The organism is Edaphobacter dinghuensis (assembly GCF_014640335.1).
Classification (GTDB): domain Bacteria; phylum Acidobacteriota; class Terriglobia; order Terriglobales; family Acidobacteriaceae; genus Edaphobacter; species Edaphobacter dinghuensis.
In genome coordinates, this window is sequence record NZ_BMGT01000001.1 from 126,221 (window position 1) to 144,580 (window position 18,360).

Annotated in this window: 9 protein-coding genes; 7 read left to right on the top strand and 2 right to left on the bottom strand. The window is 52.6% G+C overall.

Features of this window, described 5'->3' with window-relative positions; genetic code table 11:
• The first annotated feature begins 161 nt into the window (after positions 1 to 161).
• Together IEW09_RS00435 and IEW09_RS00440 are read left to right on the top strand one after the other, a co-directional pair.
• Positions 162 to 1,868, top strand: coding sequence for a sulfatase-like hydrolase/transferase (locus tag IEW09_RS00435; RefSeq protein ID WP_188552214.1), 1,707 nt, complete (start codon positions 162 to 164; stop codon positions 1,866 to 1,868).
• A 371-nt stretch (positions 1,869 to 2,239) separates the two neighbouring features.
• Positions 2,240 to 5,566: a carboxypeptidase-like regulatory domain-containing protein gene (locus tag IEW09_RS00440; RefSeq protein ID WP_188552215.1), complete on the top strand. Its 3,327-nt coding sequence runs from the start codon at positions 2,240 to 2,242 to the stop codon at positions 5,564 to 5,566.
• Positions 5,567 to 5,636: 70 nt separating this feature from the next.
• On the opposite strand, the gene IEW09_RS00445 is transcribed toward IEW09_RS00440, so the two are convergent.
• The gene (locus IEW09_RS00445; protein ID WP_188552216.1) at positions 5,637 to 6,635 is read right to left on the bottom strand and encodes a LacI family DNA-binding transcriptional regulator; all 999 of its coding nucleotides are present in this window, start codon (positions 6,633 to 6,635) and stop codon (positions 5,637 to 5,639) included.
• A gap of 601 nt (positions 6,636 to 7,236) precedes the next feature.
• On the opposite strand from IEW09_RS00445, the gene IEW09_RS00450 reads away from it, so the two are divergent.
• The 5 genes from IEW09_RS00450 to IEW09_RS00470 all read left to right on the top strand — a co-directional run bounded on the left by IEW09_RS00450 (position 7,237) and on the right by IEW09_RS00470 (position 16,909).
• Positions 7,237 to 10,563, top strand: coding sequence for a carboxypeptidase-like regulatory domain-containing protein (locus IEW09_RS00450; protein WP_188552217.1), 3,327 nt, complete (start codon positions 7,237 to 7,239; stop codon positions 10,561 to 10,563).
• A 55-nt stretch (positions 10,564 to 10,618) separates the two neighbouring features.
• The gene (locus IEW09_RS00455) at positions 10,619 to 11,566 is read left to right on the top strand and encodes a sugar phosphate isomerase/epimerase family protein (RefSeq protein WP_188552218.1); all 948 of its coding nucleotides are present in this window, start codon (positions 10,619 to 10,621) and stop codon (positions 11,564 to 11,566) included.
• Between the two features lie 137 nt (positions 11,567 to 11,703).
• A complete protein-coding gene (locus IEW09_RS00460) occupies positions 11,704 to 14,079 on the top strand; it encodes a glycoside hydrolase family 2 protein (protein WP_188552219.1) in 2,376 nt (791 codons plus the stop codon).
• A gap of 339 nt (positions 14,080 to 14,418) precedes the next feature.
• On the top strand, positions 14,419 to 15,609 hold the full coding sequence (locus IEW09_RS00465) for a Gfo/Idh/MocA family protein (RefSeq protein ID WP_188552220.1): 1,191 nt from the start codon (positions 14,419 to 14,421) through the stop codon (positions 15,607 to 15,609).
• A 4-nt stretch (positions 15,610 to 15,613) separates the two neighbouring features.
• A complete protein-coding gene (locus IEW09_RS00470) occupies positions 15,614 to 16,909 on the top strand; it encodes an MFS transporter (RefSeq protein WP_188552221.1) in 1,296 nt (431 codons plus the stop codon).
• A gap of 98 nt (positions 16,910 to 17,007) precedes the next feature.
• On the opposite strand, the gene IEW09_RS00475 is transcribed toward IEW09_RS00470, so the two are convergent.
• Entirely contained in the window at positions 17,008 to 18,186 is a 1,179-nt protein-coding gene (locus IEW09_RS00475) for an LLM class flavin-dependent oxidoreductase (protein ID WP_188552222.1), read from the bottom strand.
• Between the last annotated feature and the right edge of the window lie 174 nt (positions 18,187 to 18,360).

The following is an 18,360-nucleotide window of genomic DNA, read 5'->3' on the forward strand; positions in this document are numbered from 1 at the left end:
ATAAATGCCACGGTATTAAGAAGAATCCGTGATTGTCAAGAACAACCGTCGATATTCCCTCCTCTTCGAATCTGCAAATAGGCATATTTATGTAATCCTTTACAATTTGTTTTGAAAGTCTATACTGTGTTCTCGTTACAAACTCCAGAGGTCGGGGACACATGAACCGCCGAAACTTCTTCACTCTCACTGCAGGTGCCGTCATCGGAGAGAGCTTGCTGTCCAGCGAACAGTCTCAAGCTCAGCAAAGAGATCGCTCCCTCAAATTTACTCGTGAGCGCACAGGCGCAGGGCCTTTCTACCGATCCAACGACAATAAGCCGCCGCACATTCTCCTGATCAGCGCAGACATGGTGAGTCCTGACTTCTACCATCCATCTCGCCCCCTCTCCCAGCACATCCATATCCCCAACATCCGTTCTCTTATGCAGGATGGAACCTTCTTTTCTAACTCCTTCTGCACCGTGCCTCTATGCTCTCCGTCGCGTGCGTCTTATCTCACAGGCCGTTACAGCTATATCCAAGGAAATAGCGAGCGCTCTCCAGAAGGTCTAGAGACAGAACTACGTCCTGACGATACCGTCTTTCCCGAATACCTGAAGGCAGCAGGCTACATTGCCCGGCAGGTTGGAAAGTGCCACGTCGGCACAAAAAAGTTCCTCGATGCCTTTGGGGAGAACGATCAGCCCTGGGACCGCTGGTCGCCGCCAGTCTTTGACGACGATGACTTCCTTGCGTATCAACGGGCGTTAGGTGTAAAGCCGCAAAAGTATCTGCGCGAGATTGTATTTCGCATGCAGGACCGCACAACACCAGGCAACTCGGTCGGAGGGTGGATCGTGCAGGAGGACGGCAAGCCGTTTCCGCTGGAAGCACAATACAGCTACTATCTCGGCAAAAAGATGATCGAGACGATCGACAATCTGGTCGACAACAGTTCAGCGGATCGTCACCCCATGTATCTGCAGCTCGATATCTTCGACCCACATCAGCCCTTTTCCATTCCCGCTGGCTTTGAAGAACGAGAACGCGAACTGCGTGCAGTAATGACCTTGCCCGAAAGTTATAAAGCGGCCCAGGAACGCGACTTCAAGCGTACTCCTAACGAACCTGAAATTCTCGACCTATACCGCCGCTATTGGGGCATCTACGACGAGAAGCAATTGTTGGACTATCGCATAGCCTATGCCCTTCAGATGGAGATCGTGGATCGAACCATCGGCATGGTGCTCAAGCGCCTGAAGGAGCTTGGCCTTTACGATGACATGCTGATCACCTTTATCTCGGATCATGGCGAAATGAATGGCCGTCGCGCTATGGTCGATAAAGGAGTCTACCTCTATCCCGATGTGCTACGCGTCCCTCTTGTCATAAAACCCCCGCACAGTCTGCCTCGAAAACACGCTACCGTCGAATCGCCCGTCTCATTACTCGACGTCTCGCAGACGCTTCTGGATTTTGCAGGCCTTAGGGCAGAGGCAAAGTTCGACGGCACCTCTCTTGTTCCCTACCTCTATACCGAAAAAGGAAGCGAAGATCGCACTCTTCTCTTTTTTGGAGGATGGCACGTCGGTGTGAACTTCGCCTGTGGCCTTCAACATCGAATGGACGATGGCCACCGCTATCTTTACAGCTATAACTGTAGCTCGAGGTTTGACGAACTGTACGATCTCGATAGCGTCGATGCGACCAATCTCATCGACAGTCCGCCCCATCAGAACATCCGCAAAAACCTGATCCGTCTGCTGGGCGATGCACTCCAGTCAGACCCTCGCTGGATCGGCTATTGGGCAGAATTTCGTATCGCACGCTTCAGCGACCTACCCAAATCAAAGGGCGATATGCAGCTTTTCACCACTTCGTCCTGATCTTTCCTTGCACTAATCAGCACAAGAAAAGATGATTAGCGAGATTGTTGCCACCAGTTCGCTCGACTATGCAATCCGTGCCGATAAGAGCCCAAAATATTTTGACTTGACAAGTGTTGCTTGAAAGGCGGTAGATAGTTTCGACTTATTTTATGTAATGCATTACATCTGCTTGTACCTTCATGACTCAATGAAGACACTTTGAGCAGACCTTCTTGAAACTGCCTGAAGATTTAATGTAATCCATTACAAAGTGTGATGAATAAAACGAGCACTGCATCTACCACTCGCTACGAGAATGATCATTTGATTTGGAGGACTGTATGAATCTTAGGAAGCAAATAGCAAGATTACTTTTCGTCATACCTCTCTTGATTTTCCCTGCAGGCATAAGAGCCCAGAGCGGAAACGCTTCTGTTCAGGGAACCGTTACCGATGCCTCGGGAGCTGTCATTCAGGGTGCCAGCGTAATTTTGACCAACACCTCCACCGGCGTTGCGCTCAATGCCGTCTCGGATACATCGGGAAGCTACTCTTTTCCAACCGTGCAGCCAGGCGTCTATTCGGTTGACGTGTCCAAAGAGAACTTCGCTTCATACAAGATTACGCAGTTCAAGGTGATCGTAGGCCAGCATGCTACCGAGAATGCAACATTGAACGTGGCCGCGTCCTCCTCTACCGTTGTTGTCGAAGCAAACGGGCTATCGAACCTGCTCGACACTGAATCGAACGACCTCGGCACTGTAATCGGTCCACAGAGCGTGCAACAGCTTCCACTCAACGGCAGAAACTTCCTCCAGCTAGGCCTGCTGTCAGGAGCCACCCAGCCCACTTCAGGCGCCGCCAACAGCTCGGTCTCACAGACCGGCCATCCAGGCATGTCGATTAACATTGCCGGCAACCAGCCTGACTTTACCATGTATGTCGTCAACGGACTTCAGACATTAGGCAGCCGCGCAGGTAATACCTCACTCAATCTTTCCGTCGGTGCAATCGACCAGTTTGAAGTTCATTACGGCTTCTTCATGCCCGACATGGGACCGAATCCTGGCATCGTCGACGTTGTAACCAAAAGCGGCACCAATCATATACATGGCGAGCTATATGAGTTTGTTCGCACCAATCAGATGGAATCGCGCAACTACTTCAGCATCGACTCCAAGACCGGCCTGCCGATCGATCCAGGACCATACCATCAGAATCAGTTCGGCTTCGATGTAGGTGGCCCCATTTTTAAGAACAAGCTATTCTACTTCGCCAACTATGAAGGCTACCGACAGAACCAATCTGCAATTGTAAATGCATATACACCTACATCTGCGATGTTCGGTGGCGACTTCTCGCAAGCAGGCGTAAACATCTACGATCCCGCAACCTTCAATCCCGCAACCGGTACGCGCAGCCAGTTCCCAGGAAATAAGATTCCCGACAACCGTATTACGCCGGCAGCCAAAACTCTGCTTGCCTATTACCTGCCGGGTTCAAGCCTTGCGAGCAAGCCAAACAACGTGAGCGGCACTCCAAAAACCACGCTCAACTCCGACCAGTTCATGGGCCGACTCGATTACAGCCTGGATGCTCGCAATCAGATCTTCGCCCAGGGTAATTGGTTGAACTCTCCTGCAAATAATCCCGGGCTCTTTCCAGGTCAGGGCACAGCTTTTCCGCTCGATACCGAGCTGGTCAATCTAGGATGGAACTGGAGCCTGAGCTCAAACAAGGTGAACGAGCTGCGCCTGGGCGTAATCCGCGACTCTGTCTATGACGAAGGTCTGCAGACAAATGGATTGCAGCAAAAATTAAACATCACGGGGACAGCTGATCCAAACGGCGTTCCTGGAATCAACATAACCGGCTTCTCCGGTTTCGGCACCACGATAGGGCTTATCGGTAATCTCGACAATGTTTACCAAATCGACGATGGTTTCAACTGGCTGCATGGAAATCATCAAATCAAGTTCGGAGCCGAACTTGCTTATCTGCGTACCATCCAATCCAGCGCCAACGCCAACGCTCGCGGTGTCTTCAACTTCAACGACACCTATACCGCGCAACTCGCCGCCAATGGAAGCGGCGGCTACTCCACGGTAGCCAATACCGGCAGCGCCTTTGCAGACTTTCTGCTCGGCGACCTAACCAACGCACAATCCATCGGTATGCCCCGCACGCACCTGCGATGGACCACCGCCCAGCCTTACATTCAGGACACCTGGAAGATCAGGCCCAACCTTACCGCCAACATTGCGCTCTCTTGGTACGGAGCGACTTCGCCAAATCCGAGCGGTCCCGATAAGAATCTGATTCACGGCTTCGACTTCGTCGCAGGCAAACCCACGTTCGCTGCTCTCGGGCAGATGAGTCCTTCGGTCTATCCCATGACCATGACTAATTGGGCACCTCGCATCGGCTTCAGCTACCAGCCCAGCGCCTTAAAGAACACAGTGATTCGTGCAGGCTGGGGGCTTTATTACACGACACAAGAAGCAGTTAACTTCCAATATGCGGTCGTATCCCAGGTCATCTCGATCAACAACGCCGTTGCCAACTCGCAACCCCAACCGACCTACGTGCTTGGCACAAACGCCATGCCATCTTTTACCGTCGGCCAGATTACGCAAGCCCAAGCCGACGCAATCACCGGACCGATTCAATACCTGAGCCAGAAATACCGCTCGCCTTATGTAGCACAATGGAACCTCGATATCCAGCACACCTTCGCATCGAAGTATCTACTGGACGTCGCCTACATCGGCAACGAGTCTCATCATCTGGCACTGAACTGGAACCCCTTCGACTGCTCAGAGACACAATCGCTCGCCTGCAGAGACTCCAACAATCCTTACAACGGAAAATATACTTACATGCAAGAGGTCGATAGCATCGGCTATGGAAACTACAACGCTCTGCTGGTTAAGTTCCAGCGCCAATTTTCCAACGGCTTAAGCATCCTGGCCAACTACACCTGGTCGAAGGCTCTTGCCGCTTCTCAAGAAGGCAGCAATGGCACTCTCAACCAGCGTCGTAGCTGTCTTATCGCTTGTGACTACGGCATGACAACCTCCAACATTCCGCAGTCGCTCGTACTTAGCGCAGTATGGGAGCTACCGGTGGGCCGCGGCAGGCACTTCGGAAATCAGGTCAATCCTGTGCTCAACGCCGTAATCGGTGGGTGGGATGTCGACGCCATCGCTACCATGCAAAAAGGCAATCCCTTTACGATTACCGCACCAAACAATACGGTCTGGTCGCCAGGTCAGATCCGCGCCAATATGTACTGCGATGGCAGGGCCGCTCTTGCAAACAAGAACATACGCTCCAATGGACACTACTGGCTCAAAGCCCAGACCGTTGGCCAAACCGAATCGCAGGGTGCCTGCTTTGTCGATCCAAATATCGATCCCGTCAATCGCACCGGCCCCGGCGGCACATTTCCCGCAGGCGTTAGAACATACTTCGGCGACTCCGGCTTCGATACGTATACCGGCCCCGGCATCAACAACTGGGACATCGGCACGCACAAGAGCTTTTCTCTCTACCGGGAGACAAAATTCACGCTTCGTGGCGAGTTCTTTAATGCGTGGAACCATACCCAGTTCGCAAATCCCAGCTCAGGGGTAGCTTCTTCGAACTTCGGCCAGATCGGTAGCACGCAACATGCCGCCCGACAGATACAGATTGGAGGAACAATCCAGTTCTAAATCTCGAAGTGCTGATACCCAAATAAGAAGGGGCAAGCTGATAGCTTGCCCCTTCTTATTTGCACCTTGATCAGGAACACCGTACCAGCCCCGTCGATCCCCGCACGACTAATTTGGTACGCACAATGTCGCATTCAGTTACGATGCCGCCGCGTGTCGCTTCCACCAGACTTGAAAACGCGCGAGCAGCAATCTCACGCCGCGGCAGCTCAATTGTTGTAAGTTGTGGCACAACCATACTTGCAATCGGCAGATCATCGAAACCAATAATCGAAATATCCTGAGGAACGCGAAGTCCTGCGTGCGAGACCGCCTGCAGTGCCCCCAAAGCCATCAGGTCGTTCGTTGACAGCACCGCTGTCGGGCAAGTCTCCCGCGACATAAGCTCCCGCATGGCGTATTCCCCGCCATCCACTCGCATATTGCCGGTAACCACCCAATCCTTACGCACCGAAAGCTTCAAACGTCTCATCGCCGTAGCCCAGTCCTGATAACGGCGTTTTGCGGAGCTAAAATCCGACGGACCTGAGATAAAACCGATATTGGTGTGCCCCAACAAGCGCAAGTGTTCAAGAGCTTCTCTAAACCCAGTGGAGTACTCAACCGGCACGTTTCTGTGCTCACCGGCAAAGGCTGGTTGATTCATCAAAACCAGAGGCACACGCTCGTGAGCTATTTGAAGCGCCGCCTGCTCCACCTCCGATGTCATCACGGCAATGCCATCGACACTGCGCTCCACCATACGGCGCATGCAACTCTCCAGCCGTTTCGGATCGTAGTTAGTGTGCATGAAGATGACATCGATTCCCTGCTCGGCAGCCGACGTCTGAAATGCGTCGATCAACTCCGGAAAGAACGGATTATTAATATCGGAGACAATCAGGCCGAACATGCGAGCTCGCCCAACTCGCAGGCTGCGGGCATGGGTATTCGGTACATAATTCAGCTTGGCAATGACGTTCCGAACTCTGGCCGAGGTCTTTTCCCGCACATTGGGAGAGCCGTTCAGCACGCGCGAGACGGTCGCGGTAGAAACCTTGGCACGCTTGGCAACTTCTTGAATATCCATGTTCTTTGAGTGAGCCGTGCTTAGTATAGGCCAAGCGTCGCTATAGTTTGTACAGATGCCAAATCATCCCTAGTACTAAATTTTTACGGGCTAAATCGGGCTGGAGCATCCACACTGGGTCTCCCCACCCCTCATCCTCATTCGCTTGTTTCGCATAGCTTGGTCATAGTTAACCTCGAAACGGCGACGAACCACTCCAGATAAAGAAGGACGGTCGGCAGTTCTCAAAAGAGAAATTCTAAGTTGACCTCTCGCTTCTATCTTGTTATTGTTCAAAGCTAATGACGATGGATACTATGCCGCTGATTTGTTGTTGCTCCTGTTGTGAGCAGGCGCAGCTGCGTGGATAATTTCGGGTCATAACGAAGAGATTTCAAAGCATCTTTTTCGGTTCCCACGCAAGCTATCCGGCACATGCGTGGGTTTTTCTTTTTTTCTCCTCCCACATTTGTTTCTTGCTCTAAGCTAGTACGCCATCAGCATTCCAGATGATGTATTTCGCCGCGAAAGCTTCTATCAGAGTTTTTGTGATTAGGCCGAGGACCTATCCCTCCGCAATACATACCTCTTAAGTCCCTCTCGGGGTTTCTGAAAGGAATACATGCACTACAAACTTCGCGATCTTCTCTCTCCAGGACTTGTTCTTGCTCTTCTTTTAGGTGTTGGCCAACTCTCTGCACAATCGACAGGAAATATTCGCGGTACGGTCAGCGACTCGACCGGCGCGGCGATTCCAGATGCCAGTGTCACAGTCACGAACACACAAACTGCTCAGACGCGTTCAACGCAAACCACTAACAGCGGTGTCTTTGTGTTTCCCAATCTGCCCATTGGCCGCTACGAACTACAGGTTTCAAAGCCAGGATTCAGCTCCCAGACGCGTGAAGGAACAGAACTGCTAACAGGTCAAACCATCGGGCTCGATATCACTCTCGCTGTCGGCTCGCAGACTCAGTCGTTCACCGTTGAAGCCGACACGCAGCAGATTCAAACCACCACCTCCACTGTCGCCCAGTCGATCGATGAGAAGCAGATGCAGGATCTCCCTCTCAACGGCCGAAATCCTCTACAGCTCACCACACTGACCCCGGGCGCGAGGTTGACGAATACCGGAACAGAGAGCGGACAACAGGACAACCAGGGGCTGACAGTCAATGGCTTGCGCGCCACGCAAAACAACTTTCAGCTCGACGGAGCCTTGTATGTAGATCGCTTCTTCGACTCTGTGCCGATCTTACCCAGTCCCGATGCACTCCAGGAGTTCACCATCCAGGCCGCCAATTACAGCGCAGCCTATGCCGGAGCAGGAGCTCTTGTTCAACTCTCTTCGCGGTCGGGCACCAATAAAATCCATGGCTCGGCATTCGAGTTTTTTCGGAACACGGTCCTCGATGCCAATAACTACTTTCCTGTAAAGAGCCCTACCGGCGCAATCATCCTGCCACCTTACAAACTCAATCAGTTCGGCGGCACTGTGGGCGGGCCGATCCGTCGCGACAAGACCTTCTTCTTCTTCTCAGCAGAAGATCTTCAGCAACGCTCTTCACCAAATCCCGCGACACTCACGCTCCCAACGGCCGCCCAAGTAGCCGGTGACTTCTCCAGTCTCTGCACCTCCGGCACCTTCAGTTCTACGACGGGAATCTGCACCAAGGGCGTACAGATCTTCAACCCTGCCACTGGAAAGCCCTATCCCGGAAACATCATTACGACTCCAATGGATGCGCTCTCCAAAGCGGTCTACAACCAATATCTGGCCGCTACCCCAGGCGTACTGAACCCGAACAGCCCGACCACCAATACGTTCACAAGCCTTACCAATGCAAACATCGACAGCACCCAGTATTTGATCCGCATCGATCACGCTCTCACAGATAACAATCACCTGAGTGGCCGCTATTTCTACAATCAGGACAACTTTCAACGCGCCTTCACCGCGCCTCTCGGCTTCTACGCAGCCAACCTTTTCCGCAATCAGTCTCTGACGCTCAGCGATACGCACATCTTCAGCCCAACACTCACCGCAACAGGTTACGTGACCGGTGGCCGATTTGCCCGCACTCAAATTCCTGAAGCGCCTGGCCTGAAAACACTTCAATCACTTGGCCAAAACGTACCGCTCGGAACCTTCAATGTACCGATCTTCCCAGGTGTCCGTGACAACATCTCGGGCTACGTCGATGTCTTTTCCGGCGGCGCTCTCACGCAGGATTCCACTTCATTTGAATTCAAAGGTGAAGTCGTGAAGCTGGTTGGCGCCAACACGTTTACGCTTGGCGGTGCCCTTGAGCGGACTCGAATCGATGCAACTGACTTTTCTTATGTGCCAGGAGATAACACCTTCAACGGACAGCGCACACAGGCGCCTTCCGGCACAATCCTGCCTGCTGGCGTGACCAGCGGCAACGCCTACGCCGACTTCTACACGGGTTATGAATCATCGTTCTTTCAGGACAACGGTCGAAAATTCTACCTTCGCGAATGGCGCCCGTCTCTCTTCTTCCAGGATGACTGGAAGCTGACTCATGATCTGACTCTCAACATTGGCCTGCGCTGGGATCCCTGGATTCCTCCCATCGACAAGAACAACACGCTGGTCGGCTTCCTCCCCGGCTTCAAATCGACCATCGCGCCGGGTGCGCCTGTAGGCTTGCAGTTCAACGGCGATCCGGGCTCTCACCCCGCCGTCTTCAAAAACAACTATCTCGATCTCGCGCCGCGCTTTGGCTTTGCCTATAACGTACATGGCGCAGGCAAAACTGTAGTCCGCGGAGCGTTCGGAATCTTCTACGGTTTTCCCGAAGGTCTGCTCTACCAGCGCACCGATGCGGCGCAGCCGGTCAACCTTTATCTCAATCTCGTCAACCCGCCACAATGGGACAACGTCTATGCCAACTTCGCAGGTGGATCCCCCTTCCCTCGCGGCAGTGTAAGCCGGTCACAGTTCGCTACCTACAACTTCATCACGCCCTTCTCCGGCGGCGTCCTCAATCCTGCTGCCAAAGTGGCATACACCGAGGACTACAACCTTACCGTCGAGCAACAACTCCCTTGGAATTTCGCGCTGTCCATCGCATATGTAGGCAATCACGCCTTACACGTAATGGGATCGAGGCAGTTCAATCCCGCGGTCTACGCTCCGGGTGCAACCGTAGCAAATGAACAATCTCGCCGCCTTTATCCCGGTCTGGGTGCGGTCGAGTTAGCCGATTCCTACGAATATGCGAACTACAACTCGCTTCAGGTCAATGTCACTCGCCGCGTGACGCATAACCTTACCTTGCTGACCAATCTGGTGTACTCAAAGGTCTTCGACAATAACTCCAGCGCGACCGAGGGCAACTCAGGACCGCCTAATCCGTTCAATCTGGCGAGCGCTTATGGCCCTGCCGATTTCGATCAGAAGATCCGGTTCAATGCATCAATCAACTATTTCCTGCCCAAGCTCCAAGTGAACAAATTTGCAGGAGCCGTCGTCAATGGATGGCAGGCGAACTCCATCATCTTTGTGCAAACTGGAATGCCCTTCACTATCCTGAGCGGCACCGATCGCTCTCTCTCCGGCATCGGAAACGACTACGCCGATGCAGTTCCTGGGGTAAGTCCTGCACGTCCTTCAGGAGCTTCCAGACTTACCAAATACTTCAATCCCGCCGCCTTCGTACAGGCGGCAACCGGAACCTTCGGCGATACGTCACGCAATTTCCTACGCGGCCCAGGCTACACCGATGTAGATGCTTCTCTATTCAAGGACGTGTTCCCAGAGCGCCGCATTCACGGACAGTTTCGTGCAGAAGCTTTCAACCTGTTCAACCACACCAACCTGAACAATCCTGGGGCCACAGTCTCTTCTACTGGAAGTTTCGGCCACATCACAGGAGCCAACTCGCCGCGCGTATTTCAGTTCGGGGCGAAGGTGCTGTTTTAGACATCAATCACACAAACAATCAGGCGTGGCCCTGTCATTACAGGAACGCGCCTGATTGATTCTCTATCTGAAGAAGTTCAGCGGTATACTTCGTCTTCGTTACGTACTCGACGAATATCTGTGCTGTACACGACTTTTAAAGGTGGCTATGTATACCCGAAGATCGTTTCTCGCCTCAGCCAGCGCGGCGCTGGCCATGTCTAGCCTTCCCCGCATTGCCTATGCCACAGCTCCTCCATCGCGGGCCTTCGGGTTGCAACTCTATACAGTACGTAAGGACATTCAGGCAGATACACCGGGTGTCCTGGCCGCTGTCCGCAAGATCGGCTATCGTTCAGTGGAAACTTTCGCTGCACAATATTCCCGCCCGGCAAAAGAACTGCGCCAGATGATCAGCGATGCTGATTTGTTCCTTCCCAGCGCACACTTCGGATATACAGATTTGAGTGAGAAATTCGATTACGCCAAAGAACTCGGTGTGAAGTACATCGTTGTAGGCGCGCCCCCTTTTCAAAAAGCGAACTCCGCTGACGCGTTCAAAGAGTTTGCAGCGCAATATAACCAATGGGGACAGGAAGCCGCGAAGTATGGCATGGAGTTCGGCTTCCACAACCACAACATCGAATTTCAAAGCTTTGACGGTGTAACTGGACTTGAGATTCTGATGAAGGAGACAGATCCCAAATTAGTGAAGTGGCAAATGGATTGTTACTGGGTGACGCAGGCTGGCGCGGACCCCGTTGCGATGATCCACAAATACGGCGAGCGCCTGCAAACACTTCACTTCAAGGATCGAAAACCCAACGTACCTACCTCCGCCAAACCGGGTGCTCCCGCGCACTTCACCGAAGTGGGCACAGGCACAATCAACTTCAAGGCCATCTGGGTTGCGGCCTCGCCCCTCCATGTTCCCTACTTCTTTGTGGAGCAGGACCAGACAGAAATTCCGCCGCTCGAAAGCATCAAAATCAGCTACAACAATCTTAGAAAGATCTTGCAATAATTCTCCATATCAGGTCGCAGCATCCTGATCAAAGACCATCGCTCCGATAGATGATTCTGGATTCATTGACGATAATTCTCATCTCGTTGCAAGCCCGCTTATGATGGATGCGCTGACACAGCAAGAGGAAATGGAAGATGTTTAATCGACGCGATTTTATCCGGACGGGAAGCGCCCTTGGCGCGTTTACCTCGATCCCAACCTTAGAGAGTTGGGGAGACACCCTTCTACCGTCACTCGAAGGCCCTTCCCATCATGCAATTTCGCTAGATCAACATTGGACAGTCGCGCGCATATCGAAGAGTACGCCACATCAGCAATCGCATCAGGAAGGTCAGCTTCCACAAGTCACTCTGCCTCATTGTGTCAGCCAGCTATCCTGGCAAAAATGGGACCCTTCCTCCTGGGAAGATCTCTGGCTCTATCGCCGTCCTCTTCAGATACCTCAGGAGTTTCGCGGCCTGCGCCTCTTCCTGCACTTCGACAGGGTCATGGTAAACGCTACTGCAGCAGTGAACGGTCACTCTTTGCCGCAACATCTTGGAGGTTTCCTGCCGTTTGAGCATGAGATCACAAGCCTTGTTACTGGAGCATCTAACTCGCTCTCCGTCACCGTGGACTCTCGCTGGAGCAACGTTCCGCCATCCGGCTCTCCCAAAGGCCCGGCATCGGTTGACTACCTGTTGCCCGGAGGCATCAACGGTTCTGTAGAGCTGCGAGCAGTCCCTCCAATATTTATCAAAGATGTCTTTGCTAAACCCGTCAACGTTCTGAGTGCCGATCGCCGGCTTGAGATCAATTGCAATGTCGATTCCGCAATTGCCAAATCAACACCTGTTCGCTTGGTGGCGACGCTTCAGAAGGACAAGCAGATAATTGCACGTACCTCCCGCAGCGTTGATGTCGCGCAGAATCGTCAGGATGTCAGCCTGGTTCTTGGCGATTTGAAGGATGTAATTCTGTGGGACACAGAAAATCCTCATCTCTATGATTTGACCGTCACTCTTTTTGTCCGCAAACAACCGCTGCATGCCTACAAGGTACGCGTCGGATTCAGGGATGCGCGTTTTGAGCTGGATGGTTTTTTTCTCAACGGCAAGCGGCTACAACTCTTCGGACTAAATCGGCATGAGCTATTCCCTTACGTCGGCTTCTCTGCTCCGGATCGTGCTCAACGCCATGACGCCGAATATCTGCGCCGTCAGTTGAACTGCAACATCGTTCGCTGCTCTCACTATCCTCAGTCCAAGGCATTCTTCAACGCCTGTGATGAGTTGGGATTGATGGTCTGGGAGGAGATACCGGGCTGGCAATATATCGGCGACAAAAGCTGGCAGGATGTGGCGCTTCAGAATGTAGGAGACATGGTTCGCCGCGACCGAAACCATCCTTCAATCGTCATATGGGGAGTTCGCATCAATGAGTCTCCCAACGACCCGGAACTCTATCGCCAAACCCGCGAAATCGCAAAATCATTGGACGGCTCACGCCCCACCTCAGGAACAATGACGCCCTCATCCAGAAAGGATTGGCGTCAAAACTGGCATCAGGATGTATTTGCATTCGACGACTATCACGCCGCTGCCGATGGCAGTGTAGGCATCGATGAGCCCTTGCCCGGCGTGCCCTATATGATCGCTGAAACAGTCGGTCAGTATTCCTATGGCACGGCCAGAAATTTTCTGCGACGATATCGCAGAGCCGGTGATCCAGTTGAGCAGGCCGAGCAGGCTGTGTTACACGCCGAAGCACATAGCAGAGCGGCAACCAACCAGCGTTGCTGCGGAGTGATCGCATGGTGCGCCTTTGACTATGCCAGCCTGATGAATGCGTATGCTGGCGTAAAGTGTCCTGGTATCGTCGACACCTTCCGAATTCCCAAGCTCGGCGCATCTTTCTATTTGGCTCAGGTCAACCCATCCGTACGGCCCGTTATCGAACCCAGTTTCTATTGGAATTTCGGTTCAAACACTCCTACCGGCCCAGGCAAGCATGCCGCGATCTTTTCAAATTGCGATTACCTTGAAGTCTTTATTGATGGCAGGCTGCACGAACGACTAAAAGCCGACAAGGACGCCTTCCCTAACCTCAAATACCCTCCATTCTTCATTGATCTCAACATAGATGGTGCAAGCAAGCCAGAACTTCGCATCGATGGATACACCGGAAACACCAAGGCGCTGTCGCGCTCGTTCTCTTCAGATACGGCCTCCGACCGGCTCTGGCTGCACGCCGATGATATGGAGATCCAGGCAGATGGCACCGATGCAACTCGTGTAGCGTTTGCAGTTGTCGATAAGTTTGGAACTCCACGGGCTTATGCAAAGGGAGAGATACATCTTCAATTAACCGGCCCTGGCATAATCGTCGGAGACAACCCCTTTTCTCTCGACGACACTGGAGGAGTAGGTGCTATCTGGATCAAAAGTATTCCCGGCAGTCCAGGTCGGATCACGCTCAGCGCAAGCCACTCAACTTTAGGTACGAATTCCGTCAACATCAGCTCCAGATAAATTCGTAGCAAGTTGACGGCAATCACCCTATCCTCTATCGTTTCATTTATGTTCACGGTCGAAACGGACCATCTCCCGTGCTCTCAGGCTGCCCTCCGTGGCATGTATTGTTGTTGCGCCTAAAAATCACCTCTGTCGCGCATTATTCCCTTACAATTCTCCTCTAATCTTCATTGGTGCAGCTCTATGCGTGCAAACCATTCGGAGTCTCGTGAACATTGATTCTCATAAGCGTTACAAGACGCTCTGCTTACTCGACGCTATGACTCTTGCTACTGGCGAGGCAACGAATGCACATCTCTCTGATCCATTTCAAGCACTGAAAGGAACGTTCCTCGCATGAATAGAAGAAGGTTTTTAGCTGCTGGTACGGCCATGGCGATGACGGCAAGATCATACGGACAGATTCTTGGTGCAAACAACAAGGTTGGACTGGGGATCATCGGCACTGGGCGTCGAGGTCGCATCGTCGGCGGAGCATTCCTCGCGGACAAGCGAACCCAACTGACCTCCATTGCAGATACGTATGATGTGACCCGGCAGAAGGTGTTGGCTGAGCTTCCATCGGAGCTGCCGAAACCTGAGGCTTACAACGCCTACGAAGATCTGCTCGCGCACAAAGATGTCGATGCAGTGCTCATCTCCACCCCCGATCATCTGCACGTCACGATCGCGCAGGCAGCGCTGGCGGCAAAGAAGCATGTCTATCTGGAAAAGCCGACGCTTCATCGCTGGCATGAAAAAAATGAGCTGATCAACGCCGCGCAGCAGCAAAAGCGTGTGCTGCAATGCGGCATGCAGCAGCGTAGCGGAGCACATTACAAACAGGCGAAGCAGGAGTTTTTCGACAACGGCAAGTTAGGTCAGATTGTGCTGGTGCGCGCCGTGTGGCACGACTTCTCATGGCAGCGCCGCAATATTCCTGACGCCCCCAAACCGCCGAGATTGGATTGGGAACGCTTTCTAGGGCCCGCGCCGCATGTTCCCTACGAGACCGTTCGTTATGACTCATGGCGCTACTTTCACGACTATGGAAATGGCTTGCTTGCGGACATTCTGACCCACTGGGTTGACGTGGCTCAATGGATGCTGAACGACGCATCTCCCCAATCCGCATATGCAACGGGCGGTATCTACAAACTGCACGATCAACGCGACAATCCCGACACGGTCAGCGCGGTTATCAAATATCAAAACTGGAACCTGAACTTTGAGAGCTCCGTTCTGCCGCTGCGAGATGATCGCCCTTCCGTACTCTTTGAAGGCACGGAGGGCCTGCTCGACCTTGCACGCGACGGATACACATTCACTCCACGAAAAGGCGAAGCAGTTCGAGTCGACACAACGGAAAGCCTGGAGCGCGCTCACACAAAGAACTTCCTGGACGCCATTACACAAGGCGAATCTCTCAATGCACCGCTTGAGGCAGGTATCGCTGCCTCAGTTCCGGTTCTGATGGCGGTAAAGTCATATTGGCTCAAGACTGTCGCAACATCACCTGACGAAATCTCACCGAGGAAGAAGAGTTAGAGGAATGGTGCCTCTGGCCACATCTGAAAAACAGCACGACGGTGTCATTCACACTGGCGGCAAGCGTCGATGGTTTGTTCTGGGCCTTCTCTTCGCCATTACCGTCATCAATTTTATCGACCGGCAGACAGTCTCTGTGCTTGCTCCGGTTCTGCGCGAAGTACTTCATCTCACCAACGAGCAGTATGGGCGTGTTGTTGCGGCATTCCAATTCGGCATGATGACTGGCGAATTGCCGATGGGTGCGTTGATGGACCGCTGGGGCGTTCGTCTCGGTTTGATGGGTGCTGTGCTCTGGTGGTCCGGAGCAACAGGCATGCAAAGCCTGACGCGCACCGGCACACAGCTCGGCTTGACTCGCTTTTGGATGGGCACCGGCGAATGCGGAAATTACTCCGGCGGAATGAAGGTAGTCGCGCGCCTGTTCACAAAGAAGGAACGAACTCTCGCAATTGGCATCTTCAACAGCGGCAGCATGATTGGCGCAACAGTCGCCACGCCGTTAATCGTGTACCTGATGCAACGCTTTGGATTCCGTGCGGCATTCCTGTTATCTGCATCGTTAGGCCTGCTATGGGTTCCTCTATGGTGGTTCATCTACCGTGAGCCGACCCGCGTTGAACAGAAAATTGCTACAACCGAACTCGCACATAACCCACCATCGCCCAATGTTCCCTTGCGCGATCTCATTGCAAATCGATCACTGTGGGCAGTCATGCTCTGCCGCTTCTTCATTGGGCCGGTAATACAGTTCTACTGGTACTGGATTCCAAGTTATCTCTTCAGCGTGCGTCACCTCACCATGACGCAGCTTGGATTTTTAGGGTGGATTCCATTCCTGCTAGGCGATTTTGGCGGTTTCGCCGGTGGATGGGCTGCAGGATGGCTACAGAAGCAAGGCGCAAGCATATACAGAGTGCGCCAACTAACGATGTACTCAAGTAGCATCCTATGCATCGCGAGCTTGTTGGTGCCCCATACGGCTAGTATCGTCATTGCGTTTCTATTAATCGGCGTTGCCATGTTCGCGGATAACTTTCTGTCCGCAAATATGTTTGGCAGCATGACCGATCTTTTTCAAGAACGTGAGCTCGGACGAGTGACCGGATTTTCCGGAGTTGCATCAGGCCTGAGCGGCCTTATCTTTCCGTTACTAACGGGTGTACTAGTCGATCGCTTTTCCTATGCGCCAGTGTTCTTTCTTGTCGCGTTGATGCCCTTGCTTGGAACCATAGCACTTTTTATTTTCGCGCACCAAGACTATAGGCAAGACAAAACGCGTTCTTTGAACAATCTGTAATTGGAGAAGACAAAAACGCAGCGCAAACCAAAACGGGATGGTCACCTCGATCAGGCCATCCCGATACCGTTCCAATTCAATATGACTTTCTGAATCTATTAGCGTCTCGCTGCAGTTGTTAATGGCGTAGCAGGAAGCTCTTCCGTAAGCCGATGCTGGACACGCGCCAGCCGAGTAGTTTCCAGGCGCGGCAAAACCCACTTTGCAAATCGCTCGCACTCGTCGATGTGCGGATAGCCCGACAAGATAAAAGCCCTGAACCCCATATCAATATAGCGTTGCATCTTGGCATAGACCTGGTCTGGATCTCCGACAATTGCACTACCGCACCCGGAACGGGCCAGCCCAATTCCTGCCCACAAATTTGGTTCGAGATATAGATCAGTCGATTGCGCGCGCATCTCTTCTTGACGCGCAACACCGACAGATGTCCGGTCCAGCGACCGAGCCTTGATCTCTTTTCCTTTTTCAAGATCAAGCCGAGAGATGAGACGTTCAGCAGCGGCATGCGCCTCGGCCTCAGTCTCCCGAACGATGACATGAATGCGCAGACCGAAATCAACTTGCCGGCCGAAAGAAGCCGCCTCCTCTGAAACCGACTGGATCGTCGCCGCCATCCTCTCTTCGGTTTCAGGCCACATCAGGTAAACATCAGAGTGTTCAGCCGCAAGAGTTCGTGCATCTGGAGATATACCGCCAAAATAAAGCAGTGGCCCACCATTCTGCTGATAAGGCTTTACAGGCAGACTCTCCAGGTCGAAGTTATAGAACTGACCTTTATATTGGATACGATCCTGGGTCCATGCCTGCTTGAGAATTTCGATTACTTCGCGGCTTCGCTGATAACGTGTCGCGGAGTCGGCACGAGTTCCAGCCAGATCGGAAGAGATGATGTTGATCGTCAGTCTACCCTGCAATATGTGATCGAGCGTAGAAATTGCTCGCGCTAACATCGGCGGATGAACTTCGCCGCATCGAATAGCAACCAGTTGGGAGATCTGTTCAAGACTTGGCCCAACGGCTGCAGCAAAGGTTAGCGGATCTTGTCCAACCTCATATCCACTAGGAAGCAGAATATTCTGGTAGCCCAACCGGTCCGCAGTGCGCACAACGTCGGAACAATGTTTGAAGCTGCTGCGAAGAGTTCCATCTGGCACACCGAGAAACTCATAGTCTTCCGAGCAGATAGCAGAAAACCACGCAACCTCCACGGCTCGTGACTCTCCAGAGCGAATTTGAACCTTAGGCTTAGAACCTTCAACAGTTGGAATCTGCATTGCTTCGCTTTCGAATGGGGATATACGAACAACGAAATCCCTTTTCTCTCTAAGGAAATCTTCGTTGCTCCATGGTAATTACTATAACTTCCAATCGTCCTAAAGGAACATGGCCTTACTTCTAAATCAACTTCTTACACAACGACTCTCCATCGCTGATGGCAGAAAATCCTG